Annotated in this window: 16 protein-coding genes; all 16 read left to right on the top strand. The window is 62.8% G+C overall.

From position 1 onward, the window contains the following. Positions 1-180: 180 nt before the first annotated feature. The 16 genes from EJV47_RS07560 (at position 181) to EJV47_RS07490 (ending at position 22904) form a co-directional block, all read left to right on the top strand. On the top strand, positions 181-1845 hold the full coding sequence (locus EJV47_RS07560; RefSeq protein ID WP_126692538.1) for a fucose isomerase: 1665 nt from the start codon (positions 181-183) through the stop codon (positions 1843-1845). Positions 1846-1918: 73 nt separating this feature from the next. Then, positions 1919-4909: a SusC/RagA family TonB-linked outer membrane protein gene (locus EJV47_RS07555; protein WP_126692537.1), complete on the top strand. Its 2991-nt coding sequence runs from the start codon at positions 1919-1921 to the stop codon at positions 4907-4909. A 16-nt stretch (positions 4910-4925) separates the two neighbouring features. After that, positions 4926-6665, top strand: coding sequence for a RagB/SusD family nutrient uptake outer membrane protein (locus EJV47_RS07550; protein ID WP_126692536.1), 1740 nt, complete (start codon positions 4926-4928; stop codon positions 6663-6665). A 177-nt stretch (positions 6666-6842) separates the two neighbouring features. Further along, positions 6843-8507 carry a pectate lyase family protein gene (locus EJV47_RS07545; RefSeq protein ID WP_126692535.1) on the top strand — a complete coding sequence of 555 codons (1665 nt, stop codon included), beginning with the start codon at positions 6843-6845 and terminating at the stop codon, positions 8505-8507. A 239-nt stretch (positions 8508-8746) separates the two neighbouring features. After that, a complete protein-coding gene (locus EJV47_RS07540; protein ID WP_279389057.1) occupies positions 8747-11926 on the top strand; it encodes a DUF6298 domain-containing protein in 3180 nt (1059 codons plus the stop codon). Positions 11927-11981: 55 nt separating this feature from the next. Continuing rightward, entirely contained in the window at positions 11982-13445 is a 1464-nt protein-coding gene (locus EJV47_RS07535; RefSeq protein WP_126692534.1) for a glycoside hydrolase family 140 protein, read from the top strand. Between the two features lie 106 nt (positions 13446-13551). Continuing rightward, complete coding sequence (locus EJV47_RS07530) at positions 13552-14556, top strand: glycoside hydrolase family 43 protein (protein ID WP_243651050.1); 1005 nt, start codon at positions 13552-13554, stop codon at positions 14554-14556. Continuing rightward, on the top strand, positions 14553-16421 hold the full coding sequence (locus tag EJV47_RS07525) for a sialidase/neuraminidase family protein (RefSeq protein ID WP_126692532.1): 1869 nt from the start codon (positions 14553-14555) through the stop codon (positions 16419-16421). Before EJV47_RS07530 ends, EJV47_RS07525 begins: the two co-directional genes overlap by 4 nt. Positions 16422-16596: 175 nt before the next feature. Further along, entirely contained in the window at positions 16597-19416 is a 2820-nt protein-coding gene (locus tag EJV47_RS07520) for a glycoside hydrolase family 2 protein (RefSeq protein ID WP_126692531.1), read from the top strand. Positions 19417-19583: 167 nt separating this feature from the next. Then, positions 19584-19964, top strand: a complete 381-nt coding sequence (locus tag EJV47_RS07515; protein WP_243651049.1) for a DUF5713 family protein — start codon at positions 19584-19586, stop codon at positions 19962-19964. Positions 19965-20208: 244 nt separating this feature from the next. After that, entirely contained in the window at positions 20209-20454 is a 246-nt protein-coding gene (locus tag EJV47_RS07510) for a hypothetical protein (protein ID WP_126692530.1), read from the top strand. Positions 20455-20485: 31 nt separating this feature from the next. Continuing rightward, positions 20486-20695: a hypothetical protein gene (locus tag EJV47_RS07505; RefSeq protein ID WP_126692529.1), complete on the top strand. Its 210-nt coding sequence runs from the start codon at positions 20486-20488 to the stop codon at positions 20693-20695. Next, on the top strand, positions 20682-21023 hold the full coding sequence (locus EJV47_RS07500; protein ID WP_126692528.1) for a type II toxin-antitoxin system PemK/MazF family toxin: 342 nt from the start codon (positions 20682-20684) through the stop codon (positions 21021-21023). Before EJV47_RS07505 ends, EJV47_RS07500 begins: the two co-directional genes overlap by 14 nt. A 23-nt stretch (positions 21024-21046) precedes the next feature. After that, positions 21047-21193: a hypothetical protein gene (locus tag EJV47_RS27940; protein WP_165903656.1), complete on the top strand. Its 147-nt coding sequence runs from the start codon at positions 21047-21049 to the stop codon at positions 21191-21193. Continuing rightward, complete coding sequence (locus EJV47_RS07495; RefSeq protein ID WP_126692527.1) at positions 21181-21363, top strand: hypothetical protein; 183 nt, start codon at positions 21181-21183, stop codon at positions 21361-21363. The genes EJV47_RS27940 and EJV47_RS07495 overlap by 13 nt, the downstream gene beginning before the upstream one ends. A gap of 296 nt (positions 21364-21659) precedes the next feature. Then, positions 21660-22904 (top strand): ImmA/IrrE family metallo-endopeptidase, encoded by a 1245-nt coding sequence (locus tag EJV47_RS07490; RefSeq protein WP_126692526.1) that lies wholly within the window; start codon positions 21660-21662, stop codon positions 22902-22904. Positions 22905-22918: the final 14 nt, after the last annotated feature.

Here is a 22918-nt window from a genome sequence, read left to right as displayed (position 1 = left end):
TAACATCCTATACTAAGTAGATAATAACCGGCAGGGGGGCCGCGTGGGCAGCCGCCATATTTGCCAAGGAAGAGTGTACGGGCGCCCGTCGGTCCAGCCCCTGGCACTACGCCTGGCCCCCGGCCGCCGCCCGCGCTTCCTTAAAGTCGCGCATCTAACCACCCCCAAACTCCACTGCCCGTGGCCGCTACCACCCCCCGCAACGAAGTACTCCTCCTCGCCAGCGGCGACCTGCGCCTGGCCGCCAACCAGGATTGCTGGCCCGCCCAGCAGGCCATGGAAGCCCAGCTCACCGCCGCCCTGGCCCGCCAGGGCTACGCCGTGCGCCGCGCCCACGCCTACGACCCCGAGAAGCGTCACGGCTTCCTCGACTCGCAGAAAATGGGCCTGGAAGTGTTCCGTGGCCTGGACCCCGAGCAGCCGCTCATCGTGGCCGAGAGCGTGTGGCAGTACTCGCACCACGTGCTGGCTGGCCTGACCACCCACCGCGGCCCCATCCTGACGGTGGCCAACTGGAGCGGGCAGTGGCCCGGCCTGGTGGGCATGCTGAACCTGAACGGCTGCCTCACCAAAGCCGGCGTGCAGTACAGCACCCTCTGGAGCGAGGATTTCACCGATGAGTTCTTCGAACAGGGCCTGCAACAGTGGCTGACGACTGGCAAGATTGAGCACGACCACAGCCACGTGCGCAGCCTGGGCCAGGTGCAGCTGCCCGCCGCCGAGGAGGAGCAGGGCCGCGCTTTCGGCCGCCGGCTGCGCCGGGACAAGGCCATCATGGGCGTGTTCGACGAGGGCTGCATGGGCATGTACAACGCCATTGTGCCCGACGAGCTGCTGCACGCCACCGGCCTCTTCAAGGAGCGCCTCAGCCAGGCCACCCTCTACGCCGCTATGCGCACCGTCGCGGACCAGGAAGCCCGGCAGGTGCTCGACTGGCTCCTTAATAAAGGCATGACCTTCAAGTGGGGCTCGGACGAGGCCACCGAGCTGACCGAAGCCCAGACCCTGGAGCAGTGCAAGATGTACGTGGCCGCCGTGCGCCTCGCCGACGAGTTTGGCTGCGCCACCATCGGTATTCAGTACCAGCAGGGCCTGAAAGACCTCACCGTGGCCTCCGACCTGGTGGAGGGCCTCCTGAACAACCAGGACCGCCCGCCCGTGTACGCGGCCGACGGCCGCGAGCTGTACGCCGGCCAGGCCCTGCCGCACTTCAACGAAGTGGACGAGTGCGCGGGCCTCGACGCGCTGGTAACCTACGGCCTGTGGCAGCAGCTAGGGCTGAGCGGGGAAACCACCCTGCACGATTTGCGCTGGGGCCAGAGCTTCGACGCCGGCCAGGGCGAGGAGTTTGTGTGGGTGTTTTTGATTTCGGGCGCTGCCCCGCCGGCCCACTTCGAGGGCGGCTACCGGGGCGCCAGCTCCGAGCGGCAGCCGCCCATGTACTTCCGCCTCGGCGGAGGCAGCCTGAAGGGCGTGAGCCGGCCGGGCCATATCGTCTGGAGCCGGGTGTACGTGCAGGACAACCAGCTGCACTGCGACCTGGGCGTGGGCCAGGCCGTGCAGCTGCCCGAGGCCGAAACCCAGCGCCGCTGGCAGGAAACCACCCCGCAGTGGCCCATCATGCACGCTACTCTTAAAGGTGTCTCGCGCGACCAGATGATGGCCCGCCACAAGGCCAACCATATCCAGGTGGTGTACGCCGCCGACGAAGCCCAGGCCCACCAGGCCTGCCGCATCAAAGCCGCCGCGCTGGCCGAAATGGGCCTGCAGGTGCATTTTTGCGGCGACGTAGCCGGCCTCGAAACCCGCACCCCGGCCCGCACCGCCGAGCTGGCCGCGCTATAACCCGACCTCCCGGGCCCGTACCTCCGCCCCACTGACTACCGCACCGCTTCCTACACCTCTTGCATCCCAGCCAATGAAACCACTATTCCCACTGGCAGCGGCTTCGCTGCTCATCGTCTCGGCCGCGCAGGCGCAGACGCGGACCGTCACCGGGCAAGTTGTCAGCGCCGATAAGGCGGAGGCGCTGCCGGGCGTGACGGTGGTCGTGAAGGGCACCACCAACGGGGCCAGCACCGACACCGAAGGCAACTTCACGGTGCAGGTGGCCGACAAGCAGGAGGCCACGCTCATCGTCTCGTACCTCGGCTACGCCCGGCAGGAACTCGTAGTGCGCCCCGACCAGACGCGGGTGGAAATCAAGCTGGCCCCGGAAACGGCGTCGCTGGAAGACGTGGTGGTTATCGGCTACGGCACGGTGAAAAAGCGCGACCTGACCGGGGCCGTCACGTCGGTGAAAGGGGAGGAGGTAACCAAGCTGCCGGTGACGACCATCACCGAGGCGCTGCAGGGCAAGATTCCGGGCGCCGACATCAGCCGGGCCAACGGCTACGCCGGCCAGGGCGCCAGCATCCGCATCCGCGGCAACCGCTCCATTGCCAACCCCGGCTCGTCCAACAACGTGCTCTACATCGTCGACGGGGTGCAGAACGTCAACGCGGCCGACATCGACCCGAACGACGTGCAGAGCATCGAGGTGCTCAAGGACGCGTCCTCGACCTCGATTTACGGCTCGCGCGGGGCCAACGGCGTCATCATCATCACCACCAAGCGCGGGGCCACCGGCAAGCCCAAAATCAACTTCAACGCCTACAGCGGCATCACGAAGGTGGCTGGGTACGGCGAGTTTATGAGCGGGCCCGAGTGGGTGGACTTCCGCCGCGAGGCCTTCCGCGCCGCCGGCACCTGGAACTCGCCCGCCGACGACGCGGTGGCCTTCACCCCGCAGCAGCGCGAGGCCATTGCCAACCAGGAGTACATCAACTGGCCCGACCAGCTGCTACACACCGGCATGCAGCAGAACTACCAGGTGGGCCTCTCGGGCGGCTCGGAGAATACCAAGGTGTACTTCTCGCTGGGCTACTACGACGAGAAGGGGCTGATGAAGCTGGACCGCTTCAAGCGCTACACCACCCGCGCCAACATCGACCAGACGGTGAACAAGTGGCTGAAAGTGGGCGTGCAGACGCAGCTGGCCTACATCAACAACGACATCCGCCGCGACCCGTTCAACCTCGCCTCCCAGGCCATTCCGCTGGGCCGCGCCTACGACGACGAGGGCCGGCTGAACTTCCGCCTGCTGGGCAGCACCCAGATCAACCCGCTGGCCGACGAGCAGCCCGGCGTGTACGACCGCAACACCAAGACCAACCGCTTCACCGCCGCCGCCTACGTGGAGCTGACCCCGCTCGACGGGCTGAGCTTCCGCTCGATGTTTGCGGCCAACTACGCCACCTCCGAGGCCGGCAACTTCTTCGGCCTGAACACCATCGACGGGGCCGGCAACCGCTCCCAGGCCTCGATTACCAACAACCAGAGCCGCAACCTGAGCTGGGAAAACATCCTGACCTATAAAAAGGACGTGGGCGACCATTCGCTCACCCTCACCGGGGTGGGCAGCCACCTGGTGTTCGTCAATACCAGCAGCTTCGCCGGCGGCCAGAACCAGGTGCTGCCCTCGCAGTCGTTCTACAACCTGGGGGCGGCCAACCAGAACCCGTTCTTCGGCTCGGGCTACACCCGCAACAACCTGATTTCCTTTGCCGGGCGCGTGAACTACAGCTGGAAGGGCCGCTACCTGCTCACCTTCACCACCCGCGCCGACGGCTCCTCGAAGCTGGCGCCGGGCCAGAAGTGGGCCTACTTCCCCTCGGCCGGCCTGGGCTGGCGCCTCATCGACGAGTCGTTTATGCAGGGCCTGAAGTTCATGACCGAGCTGAAGCTGCGCGGCTCCTACGGCGTGTCGGGCAACGACGGCATCAACCCCTACGGCACCCAAAACTCGCTGACGGCCACGCAATTCGCCTACCTCGACGCCAACGCCGCGCCGACCTACACGATTTCGCCCACCATCGGCAACCAGGACCTGACCTGGGAGAAAACCTACACCACCGACGTGGGCGTGGACTTTGGCTTCTTCGACAACCGCCTCACCGGCACCGTCGACTACTACGACGCGCAGACCCGCGACCTGATTTTCCCCTACACGCTGCCCGCTTTCACGGGCGTGACGACGGTGAACCGCAACATCGGCCGCACGCGCAACCGCGGCTGGGAAGTGTCCCTGACCTCGCAGAACCTGCGGGGCGAGAGTTTGTCGTGGTCGACCACGCTGACCTACGCCCGCAACCGCGAAACCATCGTGGAGCTGCCCAACGGCAACGTTATTGCCGATGACTACCGCAACTCCCTCATCGTGGGCCAGCCGGCGCAGGTGTACTACGACTACGTGAAAACCGGCATCTGGCAGCTGGGCGAAGAGGCCGAGGCGGCCCAGTACGGCGCCGGCGTCTTCCAGCCCGGCGACATCAAGGTGGCCGACATTTCCGGCCCCGACGGCGTGCCCGACGGCCGCATCACCGCCGCCGACCGCCGCGTCATCGGCTCGCGGGTGCCCAAGTGGACCGGCGGCCTGAGCAACGACGTGCGCTACAAGGGCTTCGATTTGAACATGCTGCTGGTGGCCCGCGTGGGCCAGTGGATCAGCTCCGACTACTACGCCAAGTACTCGCGCACCGGCAACGTGAACGGGGCCCGCGTGGACTACTGGACGCCCGAAAACCCCACCAACGAGTACCCGCGCCCCCACGCCACCCGCACCTTGAGCTACATCACCACGCTCACCGAGCGCGAGGCCTCCTGGGCCAAGGTGCGCAACGTGACCCTGGGCTACACCATCTCGAAAGGCGTGGTGGGCAAGGCCAAAATCGACAACGTGCGGGTGTACGTGTCGGGCCGCAACCTGTACACGCTCAGTAACCTGAAGGACTTTGACCCGGAAGGGGAGGGCGTCATCGACCGGCCGCTGAACCGCGCCTACGTGGTAGGCCTGAACGTGGGCTTCTAAACCAGACCAGACCGTCATGCATAAGATCATCCGCCCCCTGACTTTCGCGCTGCTCGCTCTGGCTGCTTCGGCCTGCAAAGACCAGCTCGACGAATACAACCCCAGCGGCGCCACCGCCGAAGCCGTGTTTACCACCCCCGAGGGCTTCGAAACGGCCGTCAACGGCGCCTACACCTACAACCGCGTCATCTACGGCAAGGAATCGGGCTACGCGCTGCTGGAAATGGGCACCGACATCTGGACCGCCGCCGCCTCCAACGACCAGACGGCCTCCAGCAACGTGCGCCCGCAGCCTTCGCTGATGAGCTACCAGGCCCTGAACACCGACAACGTGTGGGTGAAAAACAACCTGTGGACGCCCTGCTACCAGGGCATCAACCTGGTGAATCAGGCCCTGAAGTACGTGGACCAGGCCGGGCTGAGCGCCGCCCGCCGCCCGGTGGCCGAGGCCGAGCTGCGCTTTATGCGCGCCTGGTACTACTACCACCTGGTGGAAAGCTTCGGCGCGGTGCCGCTGCGCCTGGAGCCCACCGAGGGCGTGGTCACCACCGCCACCCGCGCCGCGGTGCCGGACGTGTACGCCCAGATTTTCGCCGACCTGGAGTTTGCCGTGCGCAATCTGCCGGTGACGCTGGGCCAATTTCCGGCCCCGGCCACGGCCAACGACTACGGCCGCATCACCCGGCCGGCCGCCGAGGCCTTTGCGGCCAAAGCGTATTTGTCGAACGGGCAGTACCAGCGCGCCGCCGCCTACGCCCGCAAGGTGACGACGGCCTACTCCGGCCAGGGCATCCGGCTGGTCGCCAGCTACGCCAGCCTCTGGGATATCAGCAACCAGCGCAACTCGGAGGTGCTGTGGGCGGTGAACTACTCGACCAACCTGACCTTCAACGCGGGCAGCCACACCGGCCACCAGTGGTTTTTGATGAAGTACGACGACCAGCCCGGCATGGTGCGCGACGTGGCCAACGGCCTGCCGGGCGTGCGCTACATGCCCACGCGCTTTTTGCTCGACCTCTACAACGAGCAGAACGACGCGCGCTACCTCGGCTCGTTTAAGCAGGCCTGGATTGCCAACTCCAGCACCAACATTCCGCGCTGGTCGGCGGCCGAAGTGGCCCAGAACCCGGCCCTGGCGCCCCTGCTGAACCAGCCCAAGTTTGCCGTCGGCGACACGGCCGTGCTGACCAGTAAGCGCAGCATTCCTGATTTTGACCAGCGCTACACCCGCCGCTACCGCTACAAGACCTACGACATCGACGACCTGTACAACGCCGACGGCTCCCTGAAAGGGGAGCGGCGCTACTACCCCTCGCTGCGTAAGTTCGACGACCCGACGCGCGCCACGGCCACCGTCACGGAAAGCTCCCGCGACGCGAACATGCTGCGCCTGGGCGACATCATCCTCATCGGCGCCGAAGCCCAGGTGCGCCTCGGCCGCCCCGACTCGGCCGCCTACTACGTGAACCTGGTGCGCACCCGCGCCGCCCTGCCCGGCCGCACCGCCGCCATGCAGGTCACGCCCGCCCAGATGACGCTGGACTTCGTGCTCGACGAGCGGGCCCGCGAGCTGGCCGGTGAGCAGGTGCGCTGGCTGGACCTCAAGCGCACCGGCAAGCTGGTGGAGCGCGTGCGCGCCTACAACCCCGACGCCCGCCCCGGCATCCAGGACTTCCACGTGCTACGCCCCATCCCGCAGAGCGACATCGACGCGGTGACCAACAAGGGCGACTTCCAGCAGAACCCGGGCTACTAGTCGCCGACGAAAAGAACGTCATGTCGAGCATGTCGCGCATCAAGCGAGGGACCGAGACATCTCGCGTGCTGACACTGGATAGTAAATACTGTTCAACGAGAAGATGAGCACCCGAGCGAGATGTCTCGACTTCGCTCGACATGACGACCTCACATTCCTTCTGCCTTCCCAAAAACCATGAATAACCGCCTGCTCTTCCTGGCCCTGACCACCGCCGCGGCCGGCGCCGCCCGCCCGGCCTGGGCCCAGTACCCCACCATCCCGGCCGACGTGAAGGCGCAGTCGGAGGCTTTCCTGGCTGCGGCCGAGAAGCACGCCGACGATATGTGGGCCAAGGCCCTGCCCATCGTGGAGAAGGAGGCCAAGCAGGGCAAGCCCTACGTGCCGTGGGCGGCCAAGCCCGAGGATTTGCCCCAGGCCAAGATTTTGGCGTTTCCGGGCGCCGAGGGCGGCGGCGCGCACAGCTTCGGCGGGCGCGGGGGCAAGGTATTCGTGGTGACCAGCCTGGAAGACAGCGGCCCCGGCACGCTGCGCGAGGCCTGTGAGCAGGGGGGCGCCCGCACCGTGGTGTTCAACGTGGCCGGCATCATCCGCCTGAAGTCGCCCATCGACATCCGCGCGCCCTACATCACCATTGCCGGCCAGACGGCCCCCGGCGACGGGGTGTGCATTGCTGGGGAATCCCTGTGGATTGATACCCACGACGTGGTCATCCGCTACCTGCGCTTCCGCCGCGGCGGGCAGGACGTGGGCCGCCGCGACGACGCGCTGGGCGGCAACGGCGTGGGCAACATCATCATCGACCACGTGTCGGCCTCCTGGGGGCTGGACGAGAACATGTCGATGTACCGGCACGTGTACCACAACCCGCAGACCGGCAAGGCCGACAAGCTGCCGACGGTGAACGTGACCATTCAGAACAGCATCTTCTCCGAAGGGCTCGACACCTACAACCACGCCTTCGGCAGCACCATCGGGGGGCTGAACAGCACCTTCGTGCGCAACCTGTGGGCCAACAACATCAGCCGCAACCCCTCGGTGGGCATGTACGGCGACTTCAACTTCGCCAACAACGTGGTGTTCAACTGGTGGAACCGCTCGGCCGACGGCGGCGACAACCGCTCGGAGTACAACTTCGTGAACAACTACTACAAGCCCGGCCCGATTACGCCGCTCGATAAGCCCATCAGCTTCCGCATCCTCAAGGCCGAGGGCAGCCGCGAGAAAGAGCTGAAAGGCGTGTTCGGCAAGGCTTACGTCTCGGGCAACGTCATCGAAGGCAACGAGAAGGTAACCAAGGACAACTGGGCCGGCGGCGTGCAGCTCGAAGACGTGGCCGAACCGGAGAAAGTGCTAGCCGGCATCCGCACCGACAAGCCCTTCGCCATGCCCGGCGTAGGCCCGCTGCTCTCGGCCCCGGACGCCTACCAGTACGTGCTGGCCAACGTGGGCGCCACCCTGCCCCGCCGCGACGCCGTCGACGCCCGCGTGGTGGAGGAAGTGCGCACCGGCCGCATCACCTACGCCAAGGACGCCAAGGACACGCCCGTCAACCCCTACATCAAGCGCCGCCTGCCGGCCGACTCCTACAAGCAGGGTATCATCACCGACCCGCAGCAGGTGGGCGGCTACCCCGAGTACAAGGGCACTCCTTATAAGGATACCGACAAGGACGGCATGCCCGACGACTGGGAAAAGAAAAACAAGCTGAACCCCAAGGACCCCTCCGACGCCGCCAAGGACCGCGACAACGACGGCTACACCAACATCGAGGAGTACCTCAACAGCGTGGTGGACCCGCAGAAAGTAAAGCCCGCCGCGCCCGGCGTCCGCAAGTCGTAAACGCGTCGTCCGCGTCGTAGCGCTGACTTTGGCTACGCCGGCCTTCGGTTCTAGTCGGCGCTGCGGCGGAACGCCGCAATGTGGAACCGCGCCTCTGGTGGCGCTTGTAGCCTACATGCGCGGCCCCGCCTCGGCGCGTTCCGCGCCGGCGCCGACTACAACCGAAGGTCGGCGTAGCCAAAGTCAGCGCTACACTGACGTTCAGACGCCCGGCGTCTACCCAATAAAGTACCCCGATCTTGACCCCGCCCGCCCCCAACCTGGTTTTCCGCTTTCACCCGCGCCTGCTCGGTCTGGCCCTGGGCCTGGCCCTGAGCGCCGCGCCTTGGCCGGCGGCCGTCTACGCCCAGAAGCCCAAGGTGGAGCGGCCCCAGCCGCCGCTGTCGGAGGGCAAGGACCACCGGCTGGTGTACGTGGCCGACGCGCAGGGCAACCGGGTGCCGGACTTTTCCACCTGCGGCTACGCGGCCAGCGAAAAAGCTATTCCGCTGGCCCCGGTGCGCGTGGTGGTGCCCGTGAAGCAGGGCGACGCTACCGCCCGCATTCAGGCTGCGCTGGACTATGTGGCCGCCCTGCCCGCCGATAAAAACACCGGCCTGCGCGGCGCCGTGCTGCTCGAAAAAGGCAGCTACGACGTGGCTGGCGGCCTCGTGATAAAAGCTTCCGGCGTGGTGCTGCGCGGCAGCGGCATGGGCGAGGATGGTACCACGCTGCTCGGCAGCGGTCTGGACCGGCAGACGCTCATCCGCATCGTGGGCCGCGACGACCGACAGCTAGATAAAGCCGTAGCCGTGACGGACAGCTACGTGCCCGTCGGCGCCAATCAGCTCCGGCTGGCCGCGCACACGCTGAAAGCGGGGGATATGGTGCTGGTGCACCGGCCCTCAACCAAGGAGTGGATTCAGGCCCTGGGTACCGAAGCTTTCGGCGGCGGTATTTCGGCCCTGGGCTGGAAACCGGGCCAGCGCGACCTGTACTGGGACCGGCAGGTGGTGAGCGTGCAGGGCGACGTGGTGACGCTGGACGCCCCGCTGACTACCGCGCTGGACGCGCAGTACGGCGGCGGCGCGGTGCGGCCCTACCGCTGGGCCGGCCGCATCAGCCAGGTGGGGGTAGAAAACCTGCGCTGCCGCTCCACCTTCGACGCGCAGAATCCCAAGGACGAGGCGCACCGCTGGATGGGCGTGACCCTGGAAAACGTGGCCGATGCCTGGGTGCGGCAGGTGACGTTTGAGCACTTCGCCGGCTCGGCGGTGGCCGCGTTTGAATCGGCCCGGCGCGTGACGGTGGAGGACTGCCTGAGCCTCGCGCCGGTGTCGGAAGTGGGCGGGCAGCGGCGCAACGCATTTTTCACCGCTGGGCAGCAGACCCTGTTTCAGCGCCTGTACTCCGAGCAGGGCTACCACGACTTCGCCGCGGGCTTCTGCGCCGCCGGGCCCAATGCCTTCGTGCAGTGCCAGTCGAGCGGCTCGCTGGGCTTCAGCGGGGCCACCGACAGCTGGGCTTCGGGTTTGCTGTTCGACATTGTGAACATCGACGGCCACGCGCTGAGCCTGGCCAACCGCGGACAGGACGGGCAGGGCGCGGGCTGGACGGCCGCCAACAGCGTGGTCTACCAAAGCACCGCCGCCCGCATCGATTTGCCCAAGCCGCCCACGGCCCAGAACTGGGGCTTCGGCAACTGGGCCCAGTTTCAGGGCGACGGGTACTGGGGCGAGTCGAACAACGCCATCAATCCGCGCAGCCTGTATTACGCCCAGCTGGCCGAGCGCCTGGGCAAGAAAATGGCCGTTCAACCGCAGCTGCTGGCGGTGCCGACCGAAGCTTCCAGCAGCCCCAGCGTCGCGGTGGCCCAGCAGCTCACCGCCGAAGCCCGGCAGCCCGCCCCGCAGCTTATCGACTGGATCCGGCAGGCTCCGCAGCGCCAGCCGATTTCAACTTCGACCAGCGGTGCGAAGAGCCTGGACCAGCTGAAAATCAAGCAGCCCGCCGCCGCGCCGGCCCAGGCGCCGCTGCGGGTGCAGAACGGCGTGCTGGTGCGCGGCAACGTGGTACAGACCGGCAGCCGCGGCCAGGTGCCGTGGTGGAGCGGCTCCTCGCGGCCCTACGGCCTGGCCCAGGCCAAGCCCGCCATTACCCGCTACGTGCCCGGCCGCACCGGCCGCGGCCTCACCGACGACCTCGGGGCCCTTACTGACTCCATGCAGGCCCGCCACCAGGTCGGGATGGAGCAGAACTATGCCCTCTGGTACGAGCGCCGCCGCGACGACCACGAGCGAATCCGGCGCATGGACGGCGACGTGTGGCCCCCGTTCTACGAGCTGCCCTTCGCCCGCAGCGGGCAGGGCGCCGGCTACGACGGGCTGAGCAAGTACGACCTGACCAAGTACAACCCCTGGTACTGGGGCCGCCTGCGCGAGTTTGCCCAGCTGGCCGACCAGAAGGGCTTGGTGCTGGTGCACCAGAACTACTTCCAGCACAACATTATCGAGGCCGGCGCGCACTACGCCGACTTTCCCTGGCGCCCGGCTAACAACGTGAATAACACGGGCTTCCCGGAGCCGCCCAACTACGCCGGCGACAAGCGCATCTTCATGGCCGAGCAGTTCTACGACGTGACGCACCCCACGCGCCGCGCCCTGCACCGCGCCTACATCCGCCAGTGCCTGAGCAACTTCGCCGGGCAGAGCGGGGTGATTCAGCTGCTGAGCGAGGAGTACACCGGCCCGTTGCATTTCGTGCAGTTCTGGCTCGACACCATCAAGGAATGGGAGCAGGAAACCGGCCAGAACGCGCTGGTGGGCCTGAGCACCACCAAGGACGTGCAGGACGCCATTCTGGCCGACCCCGTCCGCGCCGCCGCCGTCGACATCATCGACATCCGCTACTGGCACTACCAGGCCGATGGCTCGGCCTACGCCCCGGCGGGCGGCCAGAACCTGGCCCCGCGCCAGCACGCCCGCCTTTTGAAGCCCAAGGCCACCTCCTTCGAGCAGGTGTACCGGGCCGTGCGCGAGTACCGCCAGCGGTTTCCCGACAAAGCCGTGCTCTACTCCGGCGACGGGGCCGACAAGCATGGCTGGGCCGTGCTGCTGGCCGGCGGCTCCCTGCCCGACGTGCCGGCCGTAGCCAGCCAGGAATTCCTGGCCACCGTGGCCCGGATGAAGCCCGCCGAACAAGCCGCCGTGGCGAAACAGTGGCAGCTGGTGGCGCCCGGCCAGGGCTACATCCGCTACTGCGAGCCGACGGCCGCCACCCAGCTCGACCTCAGCAAGGAATCCGGCGCCTTCCGGGTGCAGTGGCTCGACGCCCGCAACGGGCAACTGCTCGGCAAGGCCCAGAAAGTGAAGGGCGGGCAAGTGCTCGACCTCAAAAATCCCCAGGCCGCCCCCGCCATTCTGTGGGTAGACAAAGGGTAGAGCTTAGAAGTGAGAACTGAGAGCTTAGACTGAAGAACCGAGAAACCAGATTCGAATGAACCAAGAGAATAAACCGGGCGAGGAGCATACGTGGCGCAAGCCTGAACACCGGACGGCCTATAAGCTAAATCGTTGGCTTTCTAAGCTCTCTGTTCTCACTATCTCAGCTCTAACAGTAGCTGCCGCGCCGAGTGAGCCGCTGGGCCAGCTCAAAGTATCCGGCAACGGCCGCTACCTGCAGACCGAAGCCGGCAAGCCCTTCTTCTGGCTGGGCGACACCGGCTGGCTCTTGTTTAACAAGCTCAAGCGCGAAGAAGCCGAAACCTACCTCGAAGACCGCCGCAAAAAGGGCTTCAACGTCATCCAGGTGATGGTGCTGCACCAGGTACCCGCCGTGAACGTGTACGGCGACTCGGCCCTGGTGCGCGGCAACGTGGCCACCCCGCTCGTCACCAAAGGCAGCTCGCCCTCGGACCCGGCGCAGTACGACTTCTGGGACCACGTCGACTACATCGTGGATTTGGCGGCCAAAAAGGGCCTGTACATGGGTCTGGTGCCGGTATGGGGCACCAACGTGAAGGCGGGCAAGGTGAACCAGCAGCAGGCCAAAACTTACGCTACCTTCCTGGCGGAGCGCTACAAAAACCGCCCGAACATTATCTGGCTGAACGGCGGCGACATTGCCGGCTCCGACTCGCTGAAGGTGTGGAATACCATCGGCAGCACGCTCAAGGCCGTCGACCCGAACCACCTGGTGACTTACCACCCGCGGGGGCGGACGCAGTCGTCGGACTGGTTTCACAACGCGAAGTGGCTGGACTTCAACATGTACCAGTCGGGGCACCGGCGCTACGAGCAGGATACTTCGCGCAAGGAGAAAAAGCTCTACGGCGAGGACAACTGGCGCTACCAGGTGGTCGATAATAAGCTGAAGCCCACCAAGCCCAGCATCGACGGGGAGCCCTCGTACGAGGGCATTCCGCAGGGCCTGCACGACATCACCCAGCCCCGCTGGACCGACGCCGACGTGCGCCGCTACGGCTACTGGTCGGTGTTTGCCGGCGCCTTCGGCTACACCTACGGGCAGAACTCGGTGATGCAGATGCACAGCAGCTACGACAAGGGCAGCGCCTACGGCTCGTCGGAGCTGTGGTCCTCGGCCATCAACGCGCCGGGCGCCGCCCAGATGGTGCACCTGAAGAACCTGATGCTGTCGAGACCCTTCTTCGAGCGGGTGCCGGATCAGTCCATCATTGCCGGCGGGGAAGGGGAGAAGTACGAGCGGCTCATGGCCACGCGGGGTAAAAGCTACGCCTTCGTGTACACCTACACTGGCCGCACCTTCAAAGTGACCTTGGGCAAAATCAGCGGCAGCAAGGTAAAGGCATCGTGGTTTGACCCCCGGAATGGCAAAACCACCCCCATCGGCACCTTCCCGAACAAGGGCACCCAGGAATTCAACGCCCCCGGGGAGCCGAAAAACGGTAACGACTGGGTGCTGGTGCTGGACGCGGTGTAAACCAACAAATAAGAACGTCATGTCGAGCTTGTCGAGACATCTCGCGTGCTGACATCCGGGAGGAATGTTTTGAAGAAAAGAATAGTAACTGACGTCAGCACGCGAGATGTCTCGACAAGCTCGACATGACGGCCTGACAAACAAGATGCTCAAAACCAACGCCGTCCGCTTCCTCGCCCCGCTGCTCGGCGCCGCCCTGCTCACGGCCTGCTCGCTGGACGTGTACATGTTCACGTCGTTTCACGAGCCGGCCAACGAGGGGCTGCGCCTGCTCTACAGCTACGATGGGTATAAGTGGCAGGATTTGAACCGCATCTTCCTCACCCCGCAGGTGGGCCCGAGCAAAATCATGCGCGACCCGAGCATTGCCCGCGGGCCCGATGGCACTTACCACCTTGTGTGGACCAGCGGCTGGAAGGGCGACAAGGGTTTCGGCTACGCTTCGTCGAAAGACCTGGTGCACTGGTCACAGCAGCGCTTCATCGACGTGATGAGCCACGAGCCGACGACGGTGAACGTGTGGGCCCCGGAAATCTTCTACGATGCGCCCACGCAGCAATACCTCATCGTCTGGGCTTCGACGATTCCGTTTCGGTTCCCGAAGGGCGTTGAGGACGAGGACAACAACCACCGACTCTACTACACCACGACCAAGGACTTCCAGACTTTCAGCCCCGCAAAGCTATTCCTGGACCCGGGTTGGAGCGCCATTGATGCCGTGGTAGTGCCGCGCGGGCCGCAGGATTACGTGCTGGTGGTGAAGGACAACACCCGGCCCATGCGCAACATCAAAGTGGCGTTCGGACCATCGGCACTAGGGCCGTTCCCGAATGTGTCGGAGCCTTTCACCGGCAACTTTACCGAGGGGCCGAGCGTGCTGGCCTTGCCGAACAAAGAGTGGCTGATCTACTACGACGCCTACAAGGAAAAGCGCTACGGCGTGATGAAAACGGCCGATTTCAAGACGTTCACGGACGTTTCAAACCAGACCAGCGTGCCGCAGGGGCACAAGCACGGCACCGTGTTCATGGCGCCGCGCAAGACCTTGAAACACCTGTTGCGCAGCGCCCCGGCGGCACCGGCAACGACCACGACGAGCGGAAATCAATGAGTAAGCAGATAGGAATTTGGGCGGCAGCAGCGGCCACGCTCGGCAGCGTCTCGGCCCAGGCCCAGACGGCGCCGGAAACCGTCCGCTACACCGGCACCACGCTCAGCAACGTGGACTACCACCACGGGCAGCTGCGCCCGGCCATCGGCACGCACTGCCGGCAGGTGCTGCGCGCCAACCGGGAGCAGCCCAGCGCCGCCAACGGGGAGGGGTGGACCTACAACCACGCGCCCATGCTGGCCTACTGGCAGGGGCAGTTCTACTACCAGTACCTGAGCAACCCGGTGGGCGAGCATATTCCGCCCGGCCGCACGCTATTGCTGACTTCCAAGGACGGCTACACCTGGACCAACCCCGTGGTCATTTTCCCGCCCTACAAGGTGCCCGACGGCTTCACCAAGCCCGACCAGCCCGGCAAGGTGGCCCGGAACCTAGAGGCCGTGATGCACCAGCGCGTGGGCTTCTACGTGTCGAAGAAAAACCGCCTGCTGACCCTCGGCTATTACGGCATTGCCCTCGACGCCAAGGACGACCCCAACGACGGGCAGGGCATCGGCCGGGTGGTGCGCGAGGTGCTGCCGAACGGCAAGTTTGGGCCGATTTACTTTCTGCGCTACAACAAGACCTGGGACCAGTCGAAGTCAGCTTATCCGTTCTACACCAAGAGCAAAGACAAGGGCTTCGTGGCCGCCTGCGAGGAAATCCTGGCCAGTCCGCTGATGATGCAGCAGATGGTGGAGGAGCAGGACCGCGACGACCAGCTCATCCCGCTGCGCAAGGAGTACAAGGCCTTCAGCTACTACCACCTGCCCGATAACCGCGTGGTGGGCCTCTGGAAGCACGCGCTGACCAGCATCAGCCCCGACGGCGGCAAGACCTGGCCCAACCCGGTCATCCGCGCCCCGCACTTCGTCAACAGCAACGCCAAAATCTGGGGGCAGCGCACCAGTGACGGCCGCTACGCCACGGTGTACAACCCCTCGGAGTTCCGCTGGCCGCTGGCCGTGTCGACCTCGCAGAATGGCCTCGATTACACCGACCTTTGGCTGGTGCACGGCGAAATCACGCCCATGCGCTACGGCGGCAACTACAAAAGCTACGGCCCGCAGTACGTGCGCGGCATCCAGGAAGGCGACGGCACGCCGCCCGACAAGAAAATGTGGGTGAGCTACAGCGTGAATAAGGAGGACCTCTGGATTGCCTCGGTGCCCGTGCCCGTGCGCGCCACGGCTAGCAGCCACGCCAACGAGGTTTTCGCCCAACTGCCCGCCGGGCAGGAGCTGGAGCAGTGGAATACGTACAGCCTCCAGCAGGCGCCGGTGGAAATCGGCCCGCTGCCGGATGGGAGCAAGGGCCTCGTCCTCAAAGACTCGGACCGTTTCGACTACGGCAAGGCCGAGCGCATCATCCCCGAAAGCAAGCAGCTCACGGCCGAGTTGTCGGTAGTGCCCGCGCAGAACAGCCACGGCCTGCTGCAGATTGAGTTTCAGGATGCCAAGGGCATGCCCGCCGTGCAGCTGAGCTTCGATTCCACCGGCACGCTCAGCTATAAGGCCGGAGCCCGATTTAAGGGCGTCGCCAAGTACCAGGCCGGCCAGCAGCTCGACCTGAAAGTGACCCTGGACGCGCCCAACCGCACCTGCACGGTGACGGTGAACGGGGGCAAGACCAGCACTTTCATCTTCTTTGCCCCGGTGGCCTCGTTCGAGCGGGTGATGCTGCGCACCGGCCCCGCCCGCCACTTCCCCACGCCCGACACGCCCGCCGACCAGGCCTACGATTTGCCCCGCGCCGGCGAGTCGGAGAAGCTGGCGGTGTTCTACCTGAAGTCGTTGAAGACGTCGGGGCCGGCGGTGACGCCGTGAACCTCACCCCCCAGCCCCCTCTCCAAAAGAGAGGGGGAGCCTGACGAATTTTTGTTGTATTGAAAACCCGGAGGCAGGCTGGACCCAGCCTTTGCTGCCCCGCAAAACCACCAACCCGCGCCGCCGTGGTTCCCCCTCTCTTCTGGAGAGGGGGCCGGGGGGTGAGGTCCACCACATGCCCAAACGTTTCCTCCCATACCTCCTCGCCCTGCTGCCCCTAGCCTCACACGCCCAGCAGACGCAAATCCAGTACCTCTCCGGCCTCGACAAAGACCACACGGTGAAGTGGAAATTCCACTGCTCGGCCGGCCGCAACGCCGGTAAGTGGACCACCATTCCGGTGCCCTCCAACTGGGAGCTGCAGGGCTTCGGCAAGTACAACTACGGCCACGCCAAGGATACCGCCCGCGGCAAGGAAGTGGGCCAGTACCAGTACGAGTTCAAGGTGCCCAAAAACTGGGACGGCAAGACCGTGAACATCGTCTTCGACGGTGCCATGACCGACACCGAGGTGAAGATTAACGGCCAGTCGGCCGGGCCGATGCACCAGGGCTCCTACTACCGCTTCAAGTACGACATTACCCGGCTGCTCAAGCCGGGCAAAACCAACCTGCTCGAAGCCACCGTGGCCAAGCACTCAGCCAACGAGTCGGTCAACGACGCGGAGCGGCGCGGCGACTTCTGGCTGTTCGGCGGCATCTTCCGCCCGGTGTTCCTGGAGGCCCTGCCCGCCACCCACATCAGCCGCGTAGCCGTGGATGCCAAGGCCGACGGAAGCCTGCGCGCCGACGTGTACACCCAGGGCAGCGGGGCCGACGAAGTCGTGGGCCAGCTCTACACGCTGGATGGGCAAAAGGCCGGCGGGGAGTTCCGCGCGGCCGTAGCCGGCGGGGCCACCACCCGCCTGCAAACCTCGCTGAATCAGGCCCGGCTCTGGACGCCCGAAACGCCCAACCTCTACCGCGTGGCCTTCACCCTGCGCAAGGGCGGGCAGCCGGTGCACACCGTGGATAAGCGCATCGGCTTCCGCACGATGGAAGTGCGCGAGCGGGACGGCATGTACCTCAACGGCGTCAAAATCAAGTTCAAGGGCGTCAACCGCCACTCGTTCTGGCCCACCTCGGGCCGCGTCACCAGCAAGGCCCTGAGCATTCAGGACGTGAACCTGATGCGCGAGATGAACATGAACGCCGTGCGCATGGCCCACTACCCGCCCGACGACCATTTCCTGGCCGCCTGCGACTCGCTGGGCCTCATGGTGCTCGACGAAATAGCCGGCTGGCACGGCAACTACGACACGCCCACCGGCACCAAGCTCACCGAGGAGATGGTGCGCAAAGACGAAAACCACCCCAGCATTGTGGTGTGGGTCAACGGCAACGAGGGCGGCCACAACTTCGACCTCGACCCGGTGCTCGACCGCATGGACTTGCAGCAGCGCCCCGTCGTGCACGCCTGGCAGGTGTTCCGCGGCACCGATACCCAGCACTACATCAACTACGACTACGGCAACGGCACCCACCTGCAGGGCCACAACGTGGTGTTTCCCACCGAGTTCCTGCACGGCCTCTACGACGGCGGCCACGGCGCCGGCCTCGAAGACTACTGGGAGCAGATGTGGGCCCACCCGCGCTCGGCCGGTGGCTTCCTCTGGGACTTCTCCGATGCCGGCGTGGTGCGCACCGACAAGGGCGGCATCCTCGACACCGACGGCAACCACGGCGCCGACGGCATCCTCGGCCCCTACCGCGAAAAGGAGGGCAGCTTCTTCACCATCAAGGAAGTCTGGAGCCCCGTGTTCTTCGAGCGCCGCGACATCACCCCGGCCTTCGACGGCACCTTCCGCGTGCAAAACCGCTTCCACTTCACCGACCTGAACCAGTGTAAGTTCACCTGGAAGCTCGCCCAGCTGCCCGGCCCCGGCACCAAAGCCGCCCCCGCCGCGGCCACCGGCACCCTCTCGGCCCCCAGCATCGCCCCGAACGGCACCTACGGCACCCTGAAGGTGAACCTGCCCGCCGACTGGCAACGCCACGACGTGCTCTACATCACCGCCCACTACCCCGACGGCCGCGAAATCTACACCTGGAGCTGGCCCATTGCCCGCCCCGGCGCCGTAGCCCGGCAACTCGTGCGCACGGAAGGACCCGGCGCCGCCCACCTCACCGAAACCGACTCGCTCTACTCCGTAGCGGCCAACGGCGTGGAACTGACCTTCAGCCGCCGCTCCGGCCTGCTGCGCCAGGTGCGCAACGCCAAGGGTATCATCCCGCTCTCCCACGGCCCCGTGCTGGCCGAGGGCGAAACCGCCTTCGAGGGCCTCACGCAGCGCCAGGACGGCGCCAGCGTGGTCATCGAAGCCAAGTTCGGCAAGCAGAGCCGCTACCAGTCGCTGCAGTGGACGGTGTACCCCTCGGGCTGGGTGAAGATGACCGCCAAGTACTTCCCCAAGGACTACGACTTCCAGCTGGCCGGCCTCAATTTCAACTACCCCGAAAAGGAAGTCAAAGGCATTCAGTGGCGCGGCGACGGGCCCTACCGCGTCTGGAAAGACCGCCTGAAGGGCACCAACCTGGGCGTGTGGACCAAGGCCTACAACAACACCAGCACCGGCGAAATGGAAGGCACCCGCGGCCCCGAGTACCCCGAGTTCAAGGGCTACTACTCCAACTTCTACTGGCTCACCTTGCAGACCACCGGCCAGCCCCTCACCATAGTCTGCGACCAGGAAGACGTGTACCTGCGCCTGTTCACGCCGCGCTTCTCGGCCACGCCCTACAACACGGCCCCGGCCTTCCCCGGCGGCCAGCTCTCCTTCATGCACGGCATCCCGGCCATCGGCACCAAGTCGCAGAAAGCCGAGAACATGGGCCCGATGGGCCGCGCCAACATGTACTACGACTACGGCAAAGACCCCTCGTACGCCAAGGAAATGACCCTGTACTTCGATTTCTCCGGCCAGCAGGCTCCGGCCGGGGCCGTCGGGCAGCGGTAGGGGAGCAGCTGGTTGAACAACGCAAAAAGCACGTCATGCCGAGCTTGTCGAGGCATCTCGCGTGCTGACGTTGTTGGAGCGTGACACGAAAATGATAGCAGCGGGTAGTGAACCGACGAGGTTTGCTACCCACTGTTTAGTTAGGTACTGAAGCAGATGCCCGTTATTTGAGCACCAACATCAACGTAGCTGATATGGCTAAGAAACAAGAAGAGCTTACAAACGAAGCGGTTAGGAATTATGCCTTCCTGAAGGAGATGTACGAAGATTCGTACTTCCCCAACAAGCTGGTCGACAAGGGCAAGGCAATTCTGGTAGGACTCTGTTTTAAAATCGAGCAGAAGCAGCCCAAGACTCTGGATGAGCTATATAAGCTCACTCACGCCGCTACCGACAAGTTCAATGACTTGCAAAGCGACTTCTATGAAGCTGATAGCGAAATAGAAACAGGTGCGCGGGAGTGCATAGCGGTAGATTTTGCCTTTGTAGCAGGGGCATACGGGTTTGAAGCTGATATAGAAGAACTGATAGCAACCCGGGATTGGTGAGCGGCTAAACGGTAGATTGGTTAACTCCAGTGAAATGATTTGGGAGCCAAGAGAGGTTGATTTTTGCACCACCGGCCGGCAACTGTCGGAGCCGGAATTTACTCGCATCAGCCAGTGGATCAAGCAGGATAAACAAGGCAGTAAGCCATCAGCGTTATATTCTGCGGCTAAACCGAAAACTCCGACCCGCAGAACCAGCTGACGACTGCCAAGCTGATTTGCACGTAACCTTCGAAAAAACGCCATGCAGCCGATAAACCCATCCGCCAGCATTGCCGACTACTACCTCGGCGTGCTGCGCAACCTCAGCGCCGACAGCAAGCTGGACCTGATTGCCCGCCTGTCGCAATCCTTGAAGCAGGAGCAGCAGCCCGCCGCCCCCACCGATTTGCAGGCCTTGTTCGGTGCCTACCAGGGCGAAGAAACCGCCGAAGAACTCATTGCGGCTATCCGCAGTTCTTTTCCTGCGGCTTGCCGCGGCCTCGAATAGCCAGAACCCCAACTTTCACTCACCTTCATTTATGACTGCCGCCAGCATCATCCGGGAAATCGAAGCGCTGCCGCTCACGGAAAAGCTGCTCGTTGTGGAGCGCACGTTGAAATCCATCCGCACCAACAGGGAAAAGGCGCTGAAGACGGCCGCCGACAGCTTGTACGACGATTATAAGTCGGACGCGGAACTGACGGTTTTCACTCAACTCGACGCCGAGTCGTTCTATGAAGCAAGGTGAAATCTGGCTGGTTTCGTTGGACCCGACTATCGGCGCGGAAATCAAGAAAACCCGGCCCGCCATCATCGTCAACGACAACAACCTGGGGCGGCTGCCGCTCAAGATTATTGTGCCCGTAACCGACTGGAAGGACCGCTACGCCGTGGCGCCCTGGATGGTGAAGCTGACGCCCGATCCGCAGAACAAGCTCGCCAAAGAATCGTCGGCCGACTGCTTTCAGGTGCGTTCCGTGGCGGAAGAACGCTGCGTGAAGAAGCTGGGCCAGGTCGATAGCCGCACGATGGACAAGATTCGCAAAGGCCTGGCGGTGGTTCTGTCCATCGAGTAAACCGGCCGCGTGAAAGTCACGCCATGAGCAAGGCACCGAAAGAAGTCGATTTCCGCACCACCGGCCGGCAACCCTCGGAGCAGGACTTTGCCCGCATCAGCGAGTGGATCAAGCAGAACAAGCAGCGCGGCAAAGGCCGGCCGGCAGTGAATCAGCTATGCGAAAAGTAGCCGCCACGAAGCAGCCCGCGCACCCATCAGCCGCCGACTGTACCATCGTGCCCGAACTGACAGGCAAATACGACCACGACCCGTATTTCCAGGCGAAGACCAACCGGGCCAACGACCTCGTGCAAACCTTCGGCATCCCGAAGTTTCCCAAGGAACCGGAGCAGCAATAGGAGTGGGGCAACCGCGCAGAAAGCCGAGAACATGGGCCTGATGGGCAAAACCAACATGTACTACGACTACGGCAAAGACCCCCCGTACGCCAAGGAAATGACCCTGTACTTCGATTTCTCCGGCCAGCAGGCACCGGAGAAGTCGGTCGGGCAGCGGTAGACGCTTCGGGCTTGAATGCAGCAGCGGGTAGTGAACCGAGGAGGTTTGCTGCCCGCTGTTTGTATGTACCGGAACTTGATGTTTACAACTTCAGCATTTTTAGATAATTTCATGTGGAACCTAGTTGACTCAGCTAATGAATACTGTCTTAAAAGGAGATACTTTCGAGGATAACTCTTATGATCTGATAAAAAAGTCGATAGAGAACGATGATTTTGGAATCTCGCCCAAATATGCTAAGGTCTTTCAAAAGAAAGGTTATTATTCAGATATAAGGAAGAAGGACATAATTTTTGATTTATCTATTGAAGTATGGCCGCCAAATGCGACTAGGTATGCAATATTATACTTAATTGAATGTAAGGATTATTCTAAAAAGAGAGTTCCTGTTGGTGATGTAGAGAATTTTCTATATAAAATTAGGGAGATAAATAATTCGCATGGTAATGACGCTAAAGGTGCAAAGGGTGTGTTTATTTCTAATAACTCATTTCAAGAAGGTGGTCTAGAAATAGCTAAAGAGACTGGCTTGATGCTTATTGAAGTGAACAGCGAAAATGAGTTAATGATAAAGCTGCATAAAGCTGATAGAGTTGAGAATGATGAAGTTTCAAAGCAAGAAAAAGAAATAGAGGCTTTTCTTTTTAAGGTTTTTGATTTAACCAAAGTCCAGGGATTGAAAAAATACAGTAAGAAGGATATTGAAAATGTAGTAATCAATCTGTTGAATCTAGTGGATAAATCCGTTCTTAAAGGTGCCTTGAGTACGCCTTTGGATAGAGTTGTTGAGTTTTTGAAGAAAGAGTATGAAGTGAAATTTGACTTTGATAACTATATCCAAAGATCAGCGAATAGGAGCGTTCTTGGTTACTACGATGTAACAGAGAGAATAATAACGATTGATAGAAGTGTCGTGGGTACAGAAAGGTTCTACTTCTTGTTAGCCCACGAGATTGGTCACCTTGTGTTGCATAGCGAGCTAAAGATAAATCAACAAGTATACGAAAGCTTTCAAGATTCAGAATACGATTTTATGTCAGATAAGTATGTTTTAAATAATTATAAAAACTGGATCGAATGGCAGGCTAATGAATTTGCATCAAATCTGGTTATGCCTAGCGTGTCTTTTTACAACAGGTTAGTTCATGTTCAAAGATACTTAGGTATCAGTAGGGCTGGTCACATCTATTTGGATGATCAACCGATTAACAGAAAGGACTTCGGTGACATAACTACGTACTTATCTAAGTTCTTTAAAACGACATATACAAGCGTGATATACAGACTTGAAACACTGGAATTAATAACATATAATAGAAAGAAAGATGAGTATAGAGAAAATTTCAGAAACTTCTATCGTGATTTTGAAGATGGATTTTAGATAAAATTCTGGTA

Origin of the sequence: Hymenobacter gummosus, from assembly GCF_003970915.1 — a bacterium.
GTDB classification, from domain to species: Bacteria; Bacteroidota; Bacteroidia; order Cytophagales; family Hymenobacteraceae; genus Solirubrum; species Solirubrum gummosum.
This window is presented reverse-complemented; position numbering and strand designations above follow the sequence as displayed.

What these genes read in the sequence shown, in the direction of transcription:
- EJV47_RS27940 (WP_165903656.1), top strand. Translation starts at nt 21,047, where the DNA reads ATGAGCAAGGCACCGAAAGAAGTCGATTTCCGCACCACCGGCCGGCAA.
- EJV47_RS07525 (WP_126692532.1), top strand. Translation starts at nt 14,553, where the DNA reads ATGAGTAAGCAGATAGGAATTTGGGCGGCAGCAGCGGCCACGCTCGGC.
- EJV47_RS07505 (WP_126692529.1), top strand. Translation starts at nt 20,486, where the DNA reads ATGACTGCCGCCAGCATCATCCGGGAAATCGAAGCGCTGCCGCTCACG.
- EJV47_RS07555 (WP_126692537.1), top strand. Translation starts at nt 1,919, where the DNA reads ATGAAACCACTATTCCCACTGGCAGCGGCTTCGCTGCTCATCGTCTCG.
- EJV47_RS07550 (WP_126692536.1), top strand. Translation starts at nt 4,926, where the DNA reads ATGCATAAGATCATCCGCCCCCTGACTTTCGCGCTGCTCGCTCTGGCT.
- EJV47_RS07530 (WP_243651050.1), top strand. Translation starts at nt 13,552, where the DNA reads ATGTCTCGACAAGCTCGACATGACGGCCTGACAAACAAGATGCTCAAA.
- EJV47_RS07545 (WP_126692535.1), top strand. Translation starts at nt 6,843, where the DNA reads ATGAATAACCGCCTGCTCTTCCTGGCCCTGACCACCGCCGCGGCCGGC.
- EJV47_RS07495 (WP_126692527.1), top strand. Translation starts at nt 21,181, where the DNA reads ATGCGAAAAGTAGCCGCCACGAAGCAGCCCGCGCACCCATCAGCCGCC.
- EJV47_RS07490 (WP_126692526.1), top strand. Translation starts at nt 21,660, where the DNA reads ATGAATACTGTCTTAAAAGGAGATACTTTCGAGGATAACTCTTATGAT.
- EJV47_RS07520 (WP_126692531.1), top strand. Translation starts at nt 16,597, where the DNA reads ATGCCCAAACGTTTCCTCCCATACCTCCTCGCCCTGCTGCCCCTAGCC.
- EJV47_RS07535 (WP_126692534.1), top strand. Translation starts at nt 11,982, where the DNA reads ATGAACCAAGAGAATAAACCGGGCGAGGAGCATACGTGGCGCAAGCCT.
- EJV47_RS07510 (WP_126692530.1), top strand. Translation starts at nt 20,209, where the DNA reads ATGCAGCCGATAAACCCATCCGCCAGCATTGCCGACTACTACCTCGGC.
- EJV47_RS07500 (WP_126692528.1), top strand. Translation starts at nt 20,682, where the DNA reads ATGAAGCAAGGTGAAATCTGGCTGGTTTCGTTGGACCCGACTATCGGC.